At 69.8% G+C, this 16991-nt stretch carries 16 protein-coding genes and 2 pseudogenes; 9 read left to right on the forward strand and 9 right to left on the reverse strand.

Going from position 1 to position 16991, the window contains the following annotated elements; genetic code table 11:
* Positions 1 to 285, reverse strand: a pseudogene (locus ACFWTC_RS36565) (hypothetical protein); the annotation flags it as partial.
* Positions 286 to 540: 255 nt separating this feature from the next.
* Here ACFWTC_RS36565 and ACFWTC_RS36570 point away from each other — a divergent pair.
* On the forward strand, positions 541 to 732 hold the full coding sequence (locus tag ACFWTC_RS36570) for a hypothetical protein (protein ID WP_384030282.1): 192 nt from the start codon (positions 541 to 543) through the stop codon (positions 730 to 732).
* Positions 733 to 763: 31 nt separating this feature from the next.
* On the opposite strand, the gene ACFWTC_RS36575 is transcribed toward ACFWTC_RS36570, so the two are convergent.
* The 3 genes and pseudogenes from ACFWTC_RS36575 to ACFWTC_RS36585 all read right to left on the reverse strand — a co-directional run bounded on the left by ACFWTC_RS36575 (position 764) and on the right by ACFWTC_RS36585 (position 3033).
* Positions 764 to 940 carry a hypothetical protein gene (locus ACFWTC_RS36575; protein ID WP_384030280.1) on the reverse strand — a complete coding sequence of 59 codons (177 nt, stop codon included), beginning with the start codon at positions 938 to 940 and terminating at the stop codon, positions 764 to 766.
* A gap of 179 nt (positions 941 to 1119) precedes the next feature.
* Positions 1120 to 1407: pseudogene (locus tag ACFWTC_RS36580) on the reverse strand (HNH endonuclease); the annotation flags it as partial.
* A gap of 312 nt (positions 1408 to 1719) precedes the next feature.
* Entirely contained in the window at positions 1720 to 3033 is a 1314-nt protein-coding gene (locus ACFWTC_RS36585) for a cation:proton antiporter (RefSeq protein ID WP_384030278.1), read from the reverse strand.
* A 491-nt stretch (positions 3034 to 3524) separates the two neighbouring features.
* On the opposite strand from ACFWTC_RS36585, the gene ACFWTC_RS36590 reads away from it, so the two are divergent.
* The 3 genes from ACFWTC_RS36590 (at position 3525) to ACFWTC_RS36600 (ending at position 5409) form a co-directional block, all read left to right on the forward strand.
* The gene (locus tag ACFWTC_RS36590) at positions 3525 to 4148 is read left to right on the forward strand and encodes a DUF6230 family protein (RefSeq protein WP_384030276.1); all 624 of its coding nucleotides are present in this window, start codon (positions 3525 to 3527) and stop codon (positions 4146 to 4148) included.
* A gap of 63 nt (positions 4149 to 4211) precedes the next feature.
* Positions 4212 to 4706, forward strand: a complete 495-nt coding sequence (locus tag ACFWTC_RS36595; protein ID WP_384030274.1) for a DUF6114 domain-containing protein — start codon at positions 4212 to 4214, stop codon at positions 4704 to 4706.
* A gap of 73 nt (positions 4707 to 4779) precedes the next feature.
* The gene (locus ACFWTC_RS36600; protein ID WP_384030272.1) at positions 4780 to 5409 is read left to right on the forward strand and encodes a hypothetical protein; all 630 of its coding nucleotides are present in this window, start codon (positions 4780 to 4782) and stop codon (positions 5407 to 5409) included.
* A gap of 158 nt (positions 5410 to 5567) precedes the next feature.
* On the opposite strand, the gene ACFWTC_RS36605 is transcribed toward ACFWTC_RS36600, so the two are convergent.
* Positions 5568 to 6062 (reverse strand): SRPBCC family protein, encoded by a 495-nt coding sequence (locus tag ACFWTC_RS36605; RefSeq protein ID WP_384030270.1) that lies wholly within the window; start codon positions 6060 to 6062, stop codon positions 5568 to 5570.
* A gap of 751 nt (positions 6063 to 6813) precedes the next feature.
* On the opposite strand from ACFWTC_RS36605, the gene ACFWTC_RS36610 reads away from it, so the two are divergent.
* Positions 6814 to 9048, forward strand: a complete 2235-nt coding sequence (locus tag ACFWTC_RS36610; protein WP_384030269.1) for an arylsulfatase — start codon at positions 6814 to 6816, stop codon at positions 9046 to 9048.
* A 586-nt stretch (positions 9049 to 9634) separates the two neighbouring features.
* Here the strand turns inward: ACFWTC_RS36610 and ACFWTC_RS36615 are convergent.
* The gene (locus tag ACFWTC_RS36615; RefSeq protein WP_384030267.1) at positions 9635 to 11065 is read right to left on the reverse strand and encodes a DUF2252 domain-containing protein; all 1431 of its coding nucleotides are present in this window, start codon (positions 11063 to 11065) and stop codon (positions 9635 to 9637) included.
* A 706-nt stretch (positions 11066 to 11771) separates the two neighbouring features.
* The gene (locus ACFWTC_RS36620; RefSeq protein WP_384030265.1) at positions 11772 to 12419 is read right to left on the reverse strand and encodes a peptidylprolyl isomerase; all 648 of its coding nucleotides are present in this window, start codon (positions 12417 to 12419) and stop codon (positions 11772 to 11774) included.
* A 778-nt stretch (positions 12420 to 13197) separates the two neighbouring features.
* On the opposite strand from ACFWTC_RS36620, the gene ACFWTC_RS36625 reads away from it, so the two are divergent.
* Positions 13198 to 13551, forward strand: coding sequence for a PRC-barrel domain-containing protein (locus ACFWTC_RS36625; protein ID WP_384030263.1), 354 nt, complete (start codon positions 13198 to 13200; stop codon positions 13549 to 13551).
* Positions 13552 to 13800: 249 nt separating this feature from the next.
* On the opposite strand, the gene ACFWTC_RS36630 is transcribed toward ACFWTC_RS36625, so the two are convergent.
* Both ACFWTC_RS36630 and ACFWTC_RS36635 read right to left on the reverse strand, forming a co-directional pair.
* Entirely contained in the window at positions 13801 to 14709 is a 909-nt protein-coding gene (locus tag ACFWTC_RS36630) for a Ku protein (RefSeq protein ID WP_384030261.1), read from the reverse strand.
* A 190-nt stretch (positions 14710 to 14899) separates the two neighbouring features.
* Positions 14900 to 15655: a hypothetical protein gene (locus ACFWTC_RS36635; RefSeq protein WP_384030259.1), complete on the reverse strand. Its 756-nt coding sequence runs from the start codon at positions 15653 to 15655 to the stop codon at positions 14900 to 14902.
* Between the two features lie 198 nt (positions 15656 to 15853).
* Between ACFWTC_RS36635 and ACFWTC_RS36640 the strand changes: the two genes are divergently transcribed.
* From ACFWTC_RS36640 to ACFWTC_RS36650, 3 genes are all read left to right on the forward strand, one after another.
* Entirely contained in the window at positions 15854 to 16093 is a 240-nt protein-coding gene (locus ACFWTC_RS36640; protein ID WP_384030257.1) for a hypothetical protein, read from the forward strand.
* Positions 16090 to 16416: a hypothetical protein gene (locus tag ACFWTC_RS36645; protein WP_384030255.1), complete on the forward strand. Its 327-nt coding sequence runs from the start codon at positions 16090 to 16092 to the stop codon at positions 16414 to 16416. Before ACFWTC_RS36640 ends, ACFWTC_RS36645 begins: the two co-directional genes overlap by 4 nt.
* A gap of 141 nt (positions 16417 to 16557) precedes the next feature.
* Positions 16558 to 16737: a DUF6233 domain-containing protein gene (locus ACFWTC_RS36650; RefSeq protein ID WP_383930613.1), complete on the forward strand. Its 180-nt coding sequence runs from the start codon at positions 16558 to 16560 to the stop codon at positions 16735 to 16737.
* Positions 16738 to 16991: the final 254 nt, after the last annotated feature.

Here is a 16991-nt window from a genome sequence, read left to right on the forward strand (position 1 = left end):
ATCCGTCAGCCCGGCCTCACGGAAGGGGGCCCCACCGATCGACTCCCAGTCGACCGGGTGCTCCGGGCCGGTCCAGCCGCACGAGCACACCGCCCGCAGGACCGCCGCTTTCGGCGCGTGCGGCCAGCGGCCGTCGTAGACGCTCCAGTGCCCCACCGTCTCCCCGCCCGAGCCCGACCCCGAATCGAAGTACACCGGCCCCGGCACGGTCCCGTCCGCGAGCAGCACACCGACCGAGCCCTCGTGCGAGGCCCCGTACTCGTCCGTCGTCCAGGTCTCCTCCACCCGCAACCTCCCCAACCAGCCGAACCTCCGCACCCGCTCCGGGCGCCCACCGACCATCCCGCACCCGGCCCGTCCGCACGCCCGAATCAGCCGAATCCCCACCGGCCGAGTATCCGCGGGCCCTCCAGGGCGTACTGGCGGGCCCGCGGCTGGCTGCCGCCGGGGCGCTGAGGCGCACGACCGGGACCGGCAAGGCGCGCCCGCCGCAGCCGGTGCCCGGGGTGACGGCCGGGCCGGTCCCGGCGTTGTTCCGGCATGGACGAGACCCTGGATCTGCTCGACGTGCTCCTTGACTCCGTGACCGAGCCCCGGCTGAAGCTGATCAGCGCCGACGAGGCGCGGGCCCTGGTGGTGCCCCTCGGGCTCCTCGACGACGACAGCCAGCACGAGGAGGTACGCCGGGCGGCGGGCGACCTGAGGTTCCGGCTCGGCTCCCGCCTCGCCTGAACCAGCCCAGCCCGCGGCCGCGCAGCGGCGGTTACCGGGCCGGCTCGTAGACGACGGTGGTGTTCGGGCAGTCCTCGGCGACGCCGAGGAGGGCCTGGCGCTCGGCGTCGTCGGCGTCCAGGTCCCAGCGGAGCTTGGTCGCAGCCCACCGCGCCCGCGTGCGCGTCCCCGAACTCCGCCGTCCACCAGTCCCACTCCACCAGCACACCACCCTCCGACGTATTCCCGCCAGCCACTCTGCCCCGCCCGCGCCGCCACCCACACCTGCGGCAGCCCAACAGCGCTCGTCGTTGGACCCACAGGGTCCCACCGGGGTCAGGAGCAGTTCGGGAGCACGGCAAAGGGCCGCCACCTGTCGAGGTGGCGACCCTCACCTTCGGGGGTGTTCTACGGGGCGGGGGTGAACTCCACGTCGGTACCGCCGCAGCCGGCCGCGATGTCGAGCAGCCGGTCGCGCTCCGCCTCATCGACCGCGAGGCCCCACCGCAGTTTCGTCGCGGTCCACTCCGCGCCGTACCGGCACAGCGCGTCCGCGGACGGCGGCAGCCACTGCGCCGGATCCTGGTCGGCCTTGCTCCGGTTCGAACGGGCTGTCACCGCGACCAACGAGGCCAGCTGGCCCTGGTCGTTCGCGTACGCCTCCCGACGCGCCGCCGTCCAGGCGGAAGCGCCAGCTGGCGGGGAGCGTCATTCGAACCGGGCGGTATTCCTGCCTGGCCCTGGTAGCCCATGTCCGAGCCCACGCCGTCCAAGCCCTCCAAGCCGTTGCCACCATGCAAAACGTCGTCGCCGGGGTGCTCTTGGGAGTGTTCGACTGTTCAGCGGCCGAGACGAGTGGGCCGGTGCCCGAGCGGGCCAGGGCGAGGGAGGTAGCTGGTGGCGACTACGGCTGGAGATCTGAGCGACCGCGTACCCCGCGGAGGAGCCCTCAGGGAACGACGGGCCAACTGTCCCGAACATGCCGAATCCGCGCCGAGTGGCGACGCGTCACGTCTCGGGCCGGTCGCGGAGGCCGAGCCCGCGGCGCGCGGGGGGCGCGGGGACGGGGGTGCCCTCGCGCAGATCAGGGGAGGCGGCCGCGGCCTTCTCGTGCCATCGGCCGTACCGCTCGGCGAGGGGTACGGCCGAGACGCCGTGCAGGAGAACGCTGAGGCCGACGGTGATCGCGACCACCCTCCCCAGGAGTTCCACCCCCGGAACGTGTTCCTCCACTACGAGCAGCGCCAGGACCACGGACGCGAGACCACGTGGCCCGAACCAGCCGATGTACGCCACCGTGCAGGGCCTTAGTCCGCTCCCGGCAAGTGAGAGGGCCACCGGCAGCATCCTGACGACGGTGAGGCTCAGCACCGCGTACAGAATGATCCGCCAGCTCAGATGCTCCAGTGCAGGGCCGAGCAGCACCGCCCCGAAGACGAGGAGGCTGATCGCCGCCAGGAGTCCCCCGAGGGTTTCGCTGAACTCGACCGTGCGGTCCGTGTTCTCCTTCTCGCCGCCGGCCGGGAAGTGGCGCAGGGCGAACCCGCAGGCGAAGCCGGCCACCCAGGCAGCGATGAAGCCGCTGCCGTCCGTCACCACGGCGAGTGCGTACGCCCCTGCCGCGACGGCCGGCAGATAGACCTGCCGCCACTCCCATGCGACCCACCCCCGGGCCCGGGACCACTGCAGCAGCCGGCCTCCCAGCCACCCGATCAGCAGACCGATGGCGGTGCTCAGCACCAGGGCGCGCCAGAAGACACCCGCAACGCCCTCCTGAGCGTAGTGCGTGCCCGGAATGGCTGCGAGGAAGAGGATGAAGAAGGGCAGCACCATGCCGTCGTTCAAGCCGCTCTCGACATTCAGTCCGTGACGTACGAGCGCCGGGACCCGCGGGTGGGACATCGCGGTCTTCCCGAGGGCGGCGTCGGTCGGGGCGAGGATGGCACCGACAAGTGCGAGCTCCCACATCGTCAGCCCCGGCAGCAAAGGCCACGCAAGGAGCCAGCCCGCTCCGATGCTCAGGGGCAGTCCGATACCCAGCAGACGACCGGGTAGAAAGCCACCGGTCCGAAGGTCCCGTCTGCGCACCGACATGGCATCGGTGAACAGCACGAGCGCCAGAGTGACTTCGAGAAGCGCCACGATCGGCGCGGCGTCCTGCTCCAGGTCGACGATGTCCAGCACGGCCGGCCCGAGGAGAACGCCGCAGCCGACGAACACGATCGCCGACGACAACGGCGTCGAGGACAGCCGACGCGAGCCCAGCGCGTACGCGGCCGTGACGGCCGCCACCGCCGCCACGGTCCAGGCGCCACTGCTCATGTACCAGCCCTCCAGATCCACCCGCCGGACCCTCCCGGCCGGTCGTCGCCGCCCTCGGCCCAGTCTGCGACGGCCCCGCTGATCCCGCAGGACCGCACCCGTGACCACCTTCTACAGGTCGACGCAGCGCGACAGACCGACGTCGGCAAGGACACGCCGCGTGGGGCCACCCAGGAGCTGAAGCGGCGGGGCCTGGCCACGGCACGCCCGTGCGGTCCCGCCACATATGTGCAGGGTCGAAGCGGTACGGCACCCGCCGCGGAAACCCGATGTGGGTCCACTCGATCGATGGTCGGCAGATCGCAGGCATCGACCACGTCACTGCACCGCGTGTCATCCGGATGCCGCAACGGGGACTGCATCACCCGTCTGGCCGACCTGAAGTGCCGTCCGCTGCCGCACCCGGAAGTCTAGGATCCGCCACTAGACGGAGGGACGTCGCCTACCCCCGTCGGGAGTCGGTGGGCCACCTCGTGATCGGAGGAGACGGAATGCTGCTCCGCGTCGGCAGGACCTCCTGGAAGCGCTTCGCCGCCGTTCTCGTCCCCAGTGTCACGGCAGCCGCGGCCCTGGGTATCAGCATGGCGCAAGGGGCACTGGCTGCGTCGTTCTTCATCTCCGGCCAGAAGTTCCCGGTGTCCGTGGACACTCTGAACGCCCATGGACTGAGCATCTACGGCATGGTGGACGTGACCAGGAAGGGCGCCCTCGTGCCGGTCGTGGTCACCGGGGCCAGCCGTGCGGAAATCAGCGGGCTGTGCCTGTCAGTGGTGGTCCCGATCCCGGTCCTGGGCCCGTACACGCTCAGGCTCACCGGCGGGGAAAAAAGCCAGGTCCAGGCGAAGAACTTGTTCCTCGACGCGACCTCCTTGTCGATCGGGCAGGCAAATTTCGACGGCATCGACATCGGTGTGGCGGCCGGAGCCGTCAGCAAGGGCCCCATCAATCCGGCGGACAGGAATTCCCGGTTCTTCGATCCCAACGGCTTTGCACAACAGGCGGATTCGGCCACCTTCAGCGACGTGCACGCGACCACGGTCGCGGTCTCGGCCGCCACGTTCAACATTCCGGACCTCGACGTGAAACTCACGCCAGGCCAACACGAGTGCTTCTGACCCCCGGAACGGAACACACACCTTTCACGCCCGCTCGCCACATGCACCCGCCCGCCGCTCACGATGGAAAGGCCACGTGTTCCCCAATCTATTCGGCAGACGTCGGAATTTAGGCGTCGCTGCGCCGACGCCCGACAGCGGTTCAGGATCTGGCGGAACGAACGTCCCTTCTGGGCGGGACTGTTCACGCTCGCGGCGGGGCTGCCCATCATCTACATCCCGTACGCAAACCTGAATTTCGGCGCCATCCCGCTGGCACTGTCGACAGTGGGCGGCTCGGGGTCGCTGATCATCGGGGTGCTCCTCGTGGCCCTGGGCATCTCCCTCTGGTTCCACCAGCAGGTGCGCGTGCTCGCGGGGATCACGGTCATTCTGCTTTCCCTCGTCTCGTTTCCCGTCGCCAATTTCGGGGGCCTCCTGATCGGGTTGTTCTCCGGCTTGATCGGCGGGTCCCTGGCCTGTGCCTGGATCCCTCCGACGGGCACCGCCGAGCCGCAGCCCGCAACGAACCGTGCACCAACGACCATCCCCGTGGGTGAGGAGCACGTTGAGAAGTGACGACCTGACCGGTCGTGCAGCAAGCGGACAGGAATCCGAGCCCGGCCATCTGAGCAGTGCGATGAAGAGCCGCTTGACCGGCCGACTGCTGAGGCCCCTCGTCTGCGCGCTGGCAGCAGCCGCGCTGTCTGTGGTCCTACCGCTCGCCACACCAGCGGCCTCGAAGGCGTTACTCGCCGGCGGCATCGGCACCTCCAAGACATCAGCCGGGACCGGCACGCCGATTGACCAGCCTCCGGCCCGCCCGGCGAACGCCCCCTGGGTGCTGCGCGCCGGCAGACTCGTGCTCCACGGCAGTGTCTTCCACGGTGTGGTCACCGTGCGGACTGCGGCCGGGTCCGAGCGGGCCCTGAAGTTCACCGTACGGTCGCTGGACATCGACGATCTCGATCTGACGGTGGGCGGCGGCGGCGCGGCTATGCGCCTGCGGGCCAAGCCCGCGACCACATCTACGGTCACGGGCAAGGACGTGGTGACTCTGTACACCCAGAAGCTGTCCGGCACAGTGATCGGCCTGGGCGGCGCTCCGCTCCCGGCGGACCGCAGCGTCACCGTCACACCCGACGCCCTGCCCCCGTGGCTAGCTCACCCCGCTGTTCCCACCCGCACCCTCACCTTCGAGAACGTGACCGTCTCACAGATCGCCCCGGTCAGCGGCAACGTGTCCATCACTGGGCCGGCCCTCAGCACCGCTGACGGGTAACCCGCGCAATTCGGCTGCCCGCGGACAGGGACGCGTGGCTGGACACTGCGCTCACCCTGCGGGCGAGGTCTCCGACGTGCAAGTTCCCCCAAACGCTACAGGCGGTGGCGTACTGCGGCGATGCTGGGTGCGTGCCAGGCTGCTGAGGCTGAAGGGTCTTACTGTGGTGAGCGTGGCATGCGGTCCAGTCGCTGCATCGCTTTGCCGAAGGTCTTGTCCACACGACTGCGGCCGGCGCGCATCAACAGACGTACGGGCCGGGGGCCGTCGGCTGCCATGGTCCAGCTGACCCGGGTCTGCGTCTGGGACAGCGGGGTCAGTTTCCACTCTTCAACCATCGCGGCGATGCCGGGCGCGTTCGTTTCCTCGATGCGGTAGGCGAAACGTTCGCCCGGGTCCCAGGCGATGACGGCCTCATGGAAGCGTAGGCCGCCGGCGACACGCAGGTGCCGCATCGTGCCGACGCCGTATGGGGGTGCTCCTTGGTACTGGCATTCACGCGCGAAGCTGAGCCAGCGTGGCCAGTGCTGCGGTTGGGCGGCGAGCTGTTCGAAGAGGAGGTGCGCCGGGGTATGGAGGTCTCGGGTGCATGCTTGCCGGACGGGTGCGCGTTCAAGGAACCCGAGGTTTTCGAAGCGCAGCCGGTGAGTCATGGTGCCATCGTCGGGCGTCCTTGCCGCGTGCGCAGCACTGGTGCTTCCGAAGGGGTACGGGGTTCGTCGCTGGTGGTGCCGACGACCAGGACTGGGGGCGGCCCTCGGCTTGGACGCGGTGCGTCTTCTGCGCTCCGGCGGGCCAGTCCTTGCAGGTGAGCTCGGCGAGGACGTTGGAGGTGCCGTGGGCCCCGGCCTCGCGGTTCGCCCGGTCGGGCAGGTCCCAGTAGGGGGTGCGGGTCCTTGGGGTGCGGTTGGTCGAGGCAGTCGACGGCGATGAGGGCGCCGGAGGAGTTGGTGCCGTAGGACCAGCCGAGGTAGCTGATCGCCTGGCGGCGGTGGACCGGTGGAGGCCTCCACCTACTCGCGTATCACTGGGGGTGTAGGCAAGAGCGCTGCCTCCCCGCGGCTTCTCGCGGGGAGGACACCAGACAGCGCACCCCGCTCGCCGTGGTGATGGTGGCGTCCTAGCGTGGAGGAGCCCGGGCGCCCCTGCCAGGGCCAGGGCACTCCTGCCCGGCCGTCCGATACGGATCCCGGGTCGGCGGCAGGGCTCTGGGTCGTTGCAGGCCGCACAGCCGCACACACAGCACCGGTGTTCGCACCGGTGGTGGGACGGAGACAGATGGCGCAGTCGTCGTGGAGTGAGTACGGGCCGGGGCAGCGGTTCCCGGGTGTGGTCGGGCGGACGACCGATGAGTCGAGTCCGGCGTGGCCGCAGCCGGTGCGGGCGGGGGCGGGTGCGCCGAACGTGCTGTTCATCGTGTTCGACGACACCGGGTTCGGTCAGCTGGGCTGCTACGGCAGTCCGATCGAGACGCCGAATCTGGACGCGCTTGCCGCGGGCGGGCTGCTGTACAGCAACATGCACACCACCGCGCTGTGCTCGCCGTCGCGCTCGTGCATCATCACGGGCCGCAACCACCACGCGAACGGCATGGCGGCGATCACGGAGCTGGCCACCGGCTACCCGGGCTACAACGGACAGATCCCGTTCGAGAACGGGTTCCTGTCGGAGATGCTGCTGCAGCGCGGCTACAACACGTACATGGTCGGCAAGTGGCATCTGATGCCCTCGGAACAGGAATCGGCGGCGGGCCCGTACGACCGGTGGCCGCTGGGACGGGGCTTCGAGCGGTTCTACGGGTTCCTGGGCGGCGACACGAGCCAGTGGTATCCGGACCTGGTGTACGACAACCACCAGGTCGAACCGCCGGCCACGCCGGAGGAGGGCTATCACCTGACGGAGGACCTCGTGGAGCGGGCGATGTCGTTCATCGCCGACGCCAAGCAGGTCGCCCCGGACAAGCCGTTCTTCCTGAACCTGTGCCCCGGTGCGACCCATGCCCCGCACCATGTGCCGCAGGAGTGGGCGGACCATTACCGGGGGCGGTTCGACGACGGCTGGGACGCCTACCGCGAGCAGACCTTCGCCCGGCAGAAGCAGCTCGGAGTATTGCCCGCGGACGCGCAGCTGTCCCCGCGCGATCCGGACGTGCCCGCGTGGGAGTCACTGTCCCCGGAGGCGAGGAGACTTGCCGCGCGGTTGATGGAGGTCTACGCAGGGTTCCTCTCCCACACCGACCACCACCTCGGGCGGCTGGTGGACTTCCTGAAGGAGACCGGCGAGTTCGACAACACGCTGATCATGGTGGTCTCCGACAACGGGGCGAGCGCCGAGGGCGGGGTGACCGGCACCACCAACGAGGTGCAGTTCTTCAACAACGCGCCCGAGACGCTGGAGGAGAGCCTGGCGCGGATCGACGAGCTCGGTGGCCCCACCACGTTCAACCACTACCCGTGGGGATGGACGTGGGCGGGCAACACGCCGTTCCGGCGGTGGAAGCGGGAGACCTACCGCGGTGGCGTCAGCGACCCGTTCCTCGTCCACTGGCCCGACGGCATCCGGGCCCGCGGTGAGATCCGCGACCAGTTCGCGCACATCATCGACATGGTCCCCACCGTCCTGGACGTGCTCGGCGTCGAGGCGCCCGCGACCATTCGGGGTGTCACCCAGTCGCCCCTGCACGGCGTCAGCTTCGCGCACACCTTCGACGACGCCGGCGCGGCGAGCCGCCACCGCACCCAGTACTACGAGATGCTCGGGCACCGGGCGATCGACCACGACGGGTGGCGGGCGGTCTGCCCCTGGCCCGGCCCCTCATTCGCCGAGGCCGAGCGGCCGTTCGGCACTCCGATCACGATGGCGGATCTCAACGACCTCGACGCCCAGCACTGGGAGCTCTACCACGTCGACGAGGACATCGCCGAGACCCGGAATCTCGCCCAGGAGCACCGCAGCAAACTCATCGAGATGATCGCCCTGTGGTACGTGGAGGCCGGCAAGTACAACGTGATGCCGATCGACGGCAGCGTCCTGCAGCGCATCATGACCGAGCGCCCGCAGATCACCCAGAACAGCACCAGCTACACCTTCCGTTCGGGCACCCAGGCCGTGCCCGCCGCAGTCGCACCCCGGGTCCTCAACCGCCCGCACAGCGTCACCGCCGACGTCGAGATCCCGCCCGGCGGCGCGCAGGGCGTCCTGCTCTGCCAGGGCACCAACGCCGGCGGCTGGTCCCTCTACGTCAAGGACGGCCACCTGCACTACGCCCACAACTACGTCCAGCGGGCCCTGCACCACGTGGTCTCCAGCGAGAGCCTGCCCGAGGGGCGGCACGCGCTGCGTTTCGAGTTCGAGCCCACCGGCGCCCCCGACATCGCCCACGGCAAGGGCGCACCCGGCCGCGCCCAGCTCTACATCGACGGCCGCCTGGTCGGCGAGAGCGACATGCCGGTCACCACCCCGATCACCTTCAACCCGGGCGGCATGGCCTGCGGCGCCAACCCCGGTTCTGCCGTCACCCCCGACTACCAGGCGCCGTTCCCCTTCACCGGCACCCTCCACAGCGTCACCGTCGACCTGTCCGGCGACCTCATCCTCGACGCCGAAAGCGAGATGCGCATGCACATGGCCCGCCAGTAAGCCGGCCGCCCCACAACGGCCGCTCACTGGCGAGTCCACGCGGGGGCAGGTACAGGCCCGCACCACACTGCCGTCCGGGCGCGTGGTGCAGGCCCGCACCACACGGCCGTCCGGGCGCGCCGCCGTACTCAGGACGGGCGCCCCTCTGATGCCCTGGTTCCGGGGATGAAGGTGCTCCTCCACGCCCGGACCCGATAGGCACTCGCCCTCGCGCCGTCGGTGCAGTGCACGCGCAGCTTCTGCCTGAGGACCGGGGAAGCTGCTGGCCTCATCCCCGAAGACTTGGCCACGGGTTGCTACCCCGACTTCCAGCCGACGGGTATCAAGCCCACCGACTGCGCCCAGCTCATCAAGCACAACGGGGATGTCAACAAGGACACCGAAGCCCCCGGGCATTCGAGGAACGGCAACTTCCAGCGGGCTGCCGAGCTTGCCGCCCGAGACGTCACCCGTCCATGGAACGACTTCACGGCAGAGCTCGCTCATCGAAACCTACCCGGACAACAGACGCGGTGAGCAGATGCTTTGCGCGCTCACCCACGACTCCCCTGTGTCCCGCTGCCCCTGAATCCGAAGACGCTGGGGATCAGGCCGCTGGCAGTTCTTGCGCCGGTAGCCGCTCTGCGCTCACTGCGTCGACCAGGATGTTATGGTCACGTTCGTTCTGGTCGGCGTACGCTTCGGCGAAGGCGACGAGCGCCCGGTCGAAGACTTCGCCGCGGCCCAGGTACGCGGCGATCGCGATCCGGTCGCCGGACCGCGCGTGCGCACGGGCAAGAGTGATGCCGCACACCTCGCCGAACGTCTCCAGCTGCCCGGGCGACATCGTCTCCGGCATGGCGATCCCCTTCCAGTCGTGCAGCTGGCGGATGTAGAAGTCGCGCTGCTTGCCGTCGATCCCGTCCACCCGTTCCCAGCCGAGGAAGATGTCGCTCGCCGCCTGCATCAACCGCTGTCCCGAGACCACGCGCTCGCCCTGGTTGCGGTACCGGCTCGCGCCGACGTGGGCGGCGAGCACGGAGGTGTCGGCTTCCTTGGCCTGCAGGAAGAGCGGGTCCCGGCCGTCGCGGCCGAGCAGCAGCAAGATCCAGCAGCGGGTACCGACGCTGCCGACGCCGACGACCTTGCGGGCCACGTCCGCCAGCCGATAGTCCTCCAGGAGTACCCGCCGGTCGGTTGCCATCGTCAGGCCGTAGCGTTCCAGCAGCCCGCGGAACCGACGCTCGAGCGCGCTGCGCTCGACGTCCGGCAGTAGGTCCGCGACCGGTACCAGCAACGGGGGGTCCGCCGCGATCCTCGGCCGACCGTCGACGAGTTCCGTGAGTTTGTCGAAGACCTGCAGGGTGTCGTGCGTGCGGGCCTTCGCCATGGCACGGGTCAGTTTCTTCCGTCCGCCCTTGTCGAGCTGACCCGTGGTGAGGGCCTCCAGGCGGTCCGCGTCGATCTTCGCGTACCAGACGTCGAGGTTGCCCATGCCGGCGAAGCCGCGCATCGCCCCGCGGTACGAGCGCACGGCAGACCTCACGATGCGTGCGCGCTCGGCGTCGTCGAAGCCGTTCGCGCGGGCGGCGATCACCAGGCTCGTTGACAGTCGTTTGACGTCCCATTCCCAGGGGCCGGGCAGTGTCTCGTCGAAGTCGTTGATGTCGAACATCAGCCGCCGCTCCGGAGATGCCAACAGCCGGAAATTCAACAGGTGCGCGTCCCCGCACAGCTGGGCCGTGATTCCCGAGTCCGGGCTGCCGGCCAGGTCGGACGCCATGATCGCGGCGGCTCCCCGGTAGAACCGGAAGGGAGACTCCGACATCCTGCTGTAGCGGATCGGGACCAGCTCCGGCACCCGCGCCAGGGACTGCGCCTCCAGGATCGCCAGCGGGTCCGACCTGTCCGGAGACGGCCGGTACACGGCGTGCTCAGACCGTGGCGCGCGGCGCCGGGCCTCCTTGCCGTAGGCCGCGCGTTCCTCGGGCGTGCTGGCAGGCACCGCACGCATGGCGGGGCTCGAGCTCTGAGACATCGATGCACTCCTGCCTGGCCCTGTGGTCCTCAGGATGGAAACGGCTGCCCGGCGTGCCGAGGTGGGCTGCGTCAGCCCTGGGCTTCGATCTCGGCCTCGGCGGCAGCAGGGGCGACAGTGCCACGGCGATGTCTGCCGACTGCTCCATGACGTGGCCGGCTGACGATGAGGCGATCGCGACCGCCGATGCCCCGCGCAGGAGCGACGAGTGAGAATGCCCCTGATCACTGGTATGTCTTCGTTTCAACCCTAGAGCCTCAACGGGTCCTGCGCATGGGGGCACAGGATCGTTGCGTGCGGTGTCCTCGGGCTCGGCCTCGCCACTGCGGTGTTCCTGTCCCAAGGGCATCGGGGCAACGTCATTCAGCGCAACTGAACACGCGGATCTACGGCGACATGTGCCACATATGCGGAAAGGACTGACTTCTCACGCCGTTCCGGGAGTGCCATGAGTCTGCCGTCCGAACCGTCCCATGAGGTGCCGGCATCACGGAAGGCATCATCGCGGACCGGGCGGAAGTGGTTCCCCCCGGTCGACGCGGACGAACAGACGAACAGCGGGCTGTCGGTACGCTCGGCGGCCGCGCGGAGCAGGTAGCGCAGCGCGGCGAGGACGTCGACGCCAGGACGCAGGGCGGTCGGTGGGTGCGCCTGCACTCGCGGGAGGAGCCAGAAGCCCGGCACCGGCCGGTTGGGGGCAGAGGTGTCAGAGCGCGCCCTCCCTCGGCACGCCATAGGGCGCCTCCACCGGAAGGGTGCCGCTGTCCGCGATCACAATGTCCCGCAGGGGCTTGTCCCGGTTGCCCGTGAGGTCGTCCTCGAGGGAGCGGACGACGTCCATGCCGCGGACGACCTTGCCGAAGACGACGTGCTTGCCGTCCAGCCACGAGGTCTTCGTGAAGCTGATGAAGAACTGCGAGCCGTTGGTGTCCTCACCGGCGTTGGCCATCGAGAGCCACCCGGCCCCGTAGTGCTTCAGATTGAAGTTCTCGTCCTCGAACCTCTCCCCGTAGATGCTGCGGCCACCGGTGCCATCCCCTCGGGTGTAGTCCCCGCCCTGGAGGTGGAAGTCCCGGACGATCCGGTGGAACTTCGAACCCTTGTAGCCCTCGCCCTGCGGCTTCTGGGCCAGTTCCCTGAAGTTCCTGGCTGTCTTGGGGACGATGTTGCCGAACAGGCCGATGACGATCCGCCCGGCCGGTTCCCCACCGGCAGTGAGGTCCATCCAGACCTCATCGGTGACCTTCGGGTCCGCGGCCATCTTCGCCGGCCGGGCCTGACCCACGGTCGGCGTCGTCAACAAGGCACTGACCGCCAAGCCGGCGACGGCCACCAGCACGGTGCGTCGAAACACGAGGACATCCCTTCCACCGGGCCGGCCCCGCGCGGATCGCGCGACGGCAGTTCCCGTAGTCCGCCCACACCATGACGAGCAGCGGGGCCAAGAACAAACGGACCATCCGCCAAACGAGCTACCTTGCGTGCCCCCGACGAGCCCGTAGCAGCCGGTACCGCCCCCAGGATCATGCAGGGTTCGCAGTGGTCAGCCTGGTCGGCTCGGCGGCGGACTCGGTGGGCTGCGCGGCGGGCCCCAGTCTCGGTAAAACGCCTGCTGGATTCGGAGGTCGGGACCTGGCGGAGGGCCGCAGGGTGTCCGCGGTAGCACCGCGTGCACTCTGCGGCCCCAGGTGGGCCGGTATCAGCAGCTGGTGAGGGTGTCGCCGGTATCGGCGGTGCAGGTGTCGGAGCCCAGGCCACCGTTGGCGGTGTCGCCGCCGGCCCCGTCCGCCACGTCGATGTTGTCGTTGCCCAGGCGCCGCTCATGATGTCGGTGCCGGAGGTGTCGACGAGGACGCCGTTGGACCAGTCGGTGTTCGTCAAGGGTTCCTGGCGGGGAGCGTCTCCGTTCATGAAGGTGTTCGCGACGGCGTAGCGGCCGCTGGAGGCGATGCGGTACCCCAGCCGTGAAGAGCGCGCGCCGGCGGCGGTCGGGGCGGCGCGGGGCGGGACCTGATCCTCGGGCCATTCGGGTGGCTGCTTCGGGCGGGTGGCGTAGCGCCAGGCTGTACGGGGGGCTGCGGCGGGAAGGGATCGCGGCGTCATGATCGACAAGTGCAGAAGGAGCGTTCCCCATGGCTGAGAACATGTGGAGCTACAACCCCGAGACCCACTACACCCCTGGCACGAGCCTGGTGGGCTTCAAGGTCCAGGCGTCGGACGGGCACATCGGCAAGGTCGACGAGGCGACGGAGGAGGTCGGGTCCTCCTACATCGTGGTGGACACCGGTCCGTGGATCTTCGGCAAGGAGGTCCTGCTGCCCGCGGGTACGGTCGTGCGGGTCGATGTTGCGGAGAAGGAGGTCCAGGTCAACCTGACCAAGGACCAGATCAAGGACTCTCCGGAGTACGACAAGGACAAGCACCGCGGTGATGCCGCATACCGCGCGCAGGTCGGCGAGTACTACGGGCGCAACATCGGCATCTGAGCGTGGCGGTGGCCGGACATCGGTGGCGCAGCCTCGTCCGGCCGCTGGCGTGACGACGGCCCCGTCGCCGGGCGGGGGGCGGGGCCGTCACACGGATACCGGCCCGGGGTGGGTGGGCCGGCTGGCACGTGTCGCCGTCTCAACGCCTCGGCGGCGCGAGGTCACGCTGCGGATGACCGGGCTGGCGGGCTGCGGCCCTCGTTGCCAGGGCCGTGGCCCCAGCGGATTCCGTTCGGGTATCTGCTGGGCTCAGGCGCTCTGGGGTGGCTTCCGCTTCGCGGCCGTCTTCTTGGCCTGCGCCGCCGAGTTCTTCTTCGCGGCCGTCTTCTTGGAGGTGGCCTTCTTCGGGGCCGGGAGATCGTGAATGGTGGCGTCGGCGGCGCCGGTGCGGGCACTCTTGGCGTCGGCGACGGACCTTTCCAGCATGGCCATCAGGTCGACGACCTCGGCGGAGGCCGGCTCGGCCGGCTCGGCGACCGCGGGGCGCTCGCCGCCGGCTTTCGCGGCGATGACCTGCTCCAAGGCGGCCCGGTACCCGTCGCGCAGCTCGCTCATGTCGAGCCCGGACAGTGTTTCGGCGAGGGCCACGGCGGCGTCGACCTCGGCTTCGGTGACGGTGGTGTCGGGGACGGGGACCTGGTCGGTGGAGCGGATCTCGTCCGGCCAGCGCAGCCCGTGCAGGACGATCACCTTGTCCATGACGCGCAGGAGGCCCAGGCGCTCGCGGTCGCGCATCGCGAACTTGGCGACGGCGACCTTGCTGCTGCGCTGCAGGGCCTGGCGCAGGAGCTCGTACGGCTTGGCGCCGACGCCGTCGGCGGCGAGGTAGTAGGAGGCGCCGATCTGGATCGGGTCGATGCTGTCGGCCGGGACGAACGCGACGATCTCGATGGCCTTCGCGGTGGGCAGCGGCATGTTGTCGAGGTCGGCGTCGGTGATCTCCACGAGCGTGCCCGTGGCGGTCTCGTAGCCGCGGCCGATCTCGTCCTGCCGCAGCTCCTGGCCGTCGACCTCGCAGACCTTCCGGTTCCGGATCCGTCCGCCGTCGGCGAGGTGGATCTGCCGGAAGGACACCGCGTGCGACTCGGTAGCGGGGTAGACCTTGATCGGAATGGTGACCAGCCCGAACGAAATAGCCCCTGACCAGGTCGGACGCACACAAACCTCCACGCTGCTGTGCCCCTCCTCCAGCGTCCCACCCGACCAGACCACGCGCCGCCGCGGTACGGCCGACCAGACCGCCGGTACAGAGCGAGCCTCCAGCCGGTGTGACTTAGCGCCGTAGTTGGCCCGTCCGGCCAAGTCCGTGCTCAGCCTCGGAAGACGAAGACAACGACGACGACGCCGGTCAGGGCGTCGGTGAGGCCCCAGTGAGTGACATCCAGTCTCGGACCGTCTCCTGGTGCGAACCGTTCGCTGTGCTCGCGGCCACTGCCTCGGCTTGCTCAATGGAGCATGGTGCTCCTGCGCGGGTGAGCAGGACGAGTGGCCACTTGGGTCCCGTGCCGACGGGTTCTCCGTCGAAGGGCGTCCACTCCCAGGGCCCGTCGAACCGCCATGCCCGGCCAGTGACGTCAGCGACCTCGTCGCCCGGGTCGAGGTGGGTGTACGGCCGCATCAACAGTTCAAAGCTGAAGGGGATCCCGTCGCCGGGATAAAGATCGTACCCGGAGCCGTTGACATGACTCCCGTCGGGAAACTCGCGGTAGGACAGGCCGTGGCGCAGCACGGTCACCGTCCGTTTCGGGCGGGGGAGCCAGCCCGTCTCCAGGGGTGGATCATGGTGGTCGACGGCTGTCACGTGCACCACGGTCGGGGGCACTCCGACCCTGCAGATGTCTCCCGCCTTCAGATGGTGGGGCGGCGGTTCGGTGCGGTACAGCTCTGCCTGCACTTCAGGCGCGACGTACTCGCCAGTGTCCACGCCCAGGCCAACGATGCCGTTCCAGTGGATGAAGTCGCTGGCGCCGTCGATTTCCCACCAGGGCCATCGCACGGACACGTTGTCCCAGGTCACGCCCTGCTCAACCCTGGCCGGCGTGAACGGACAAGCGACCGACAACACATCGCCGACCCGAAAGTCCCGCGCATCCGCATCCATCATCGGGCCAGGGTAGAGGGGGCCTCATCGCGTTCCACCTCGGGCCTACCCGCCGGGTTGACTCGGGCCTTTGGCCAAGTACAACGCTCACCGGGCCAACAAGAACGCTCAGGGGCCAATTACAGCGCTAAGTCACAGCCGGTCGGCGAGGGAAGGGCGTGCCGCTCCCCTCTGAAATCGAACACATGTTCCACTTGGTGGATGGAATCGTTCCGTTTCCCCGACGACCTGGTGGCGCTGCAGGCCGCGTGGCTGCGTACCTATGACGCGCTCGCCCGTGCCCAGGCCGGGGCGGGCACCGCGGTGCTCCGGCGGCGCCTGATCGTGCTGTCCTGCCGGCTGTACGGCCACCCGTACTGGGCGGCGCCGGGCCGCTCCCGCGCGGGCGGGGCGGAGCTGTGCCGGCAGGCTCGCGCCCGCGGGTGGACGACCGCGGCGTGAGCAGAGACCCGGGCGGCCCGAGACCCTCCGACCGCTTTCCCCCGGATCTGGTTGCCCTCCAGCAGGCCTGGATGCGGCTCTACAACCGGCTCGCCGGGCACCCGGGCGCGGGGGCGGCCGAGCTGAGGGCGGAGCTGTTGCGGCTCTCCTGCCGGATCGGCGACCACCCGTACTGGGCGGACGGCGACCCGGGCCGGGTGGGGCGTACGCGGCTGTGGCGAGCCGCCCAGGACGCGCCCGGCGGCGAGCCGGAGGTCGTGGTGCGGCTCATCGGCGGCAGGTTCGTGGTCGAGCCGGAGGAGGAGGGTGATCGTGGTGGGTGAGCTGGAGGCCCGGCTGGAGAGCTGGCGGGCCGTGGCGGAGTGGCTGGCCTGGCAGCAGCGGCAGGCCGCACAGACCATCGCCGCCCTGGAGGCCGAGCTCGCCGAGGTCCGGGCCCGGCGGCCGCCTCCCGCGCCGCCTGAGTGGAAGGTCGAGGGGATCCGGACCGGCAGCGGGCTGAAGGGGCTCCGGGTCCACGCCGGGACTGCAGCATGGGCCGCGGCAAGCCCGCTGACGCCGAGCAGGTGCGCCGGATGCTCGCCGAGGGCATCGAGGCCTGCCCGTACTGCAGCCCTGACAACATGCTCGGCGTCACCGGGTAGAGCACTGGGCGGCGAGGTGGCGGGTGTCGGCAGGGTACGTTCGGCCGTACGGGGGTGCGGCCTTGGCCAGCAGGGCCGCGACGGAGGCCGCACACCCGGCGCCCCACCGGAGAACCCCGCGCGGCGTTTCCGTCGCGTCCGTCCGGCCGGTCAGCGGTAGGGACTCCAGCGGCCGTAGCGGGCCAGCAGCTTGCGGGTGTTGGCGGCGCTGAGGCCGAGCGCGGCGGCAGCCTGGTCGGGCGGGGTGTCCTTGT

Origin of the sequence: Streptomyces sp. NPDC058619 (assembly GCF_042717785.1) — a bacterium.
Taxonomy (GTDB): domain Bacteria; phylum Actinomycetota; class Actinomycetes; order Streptomycetales; family Streptomycetaceae; genus Streptomyces.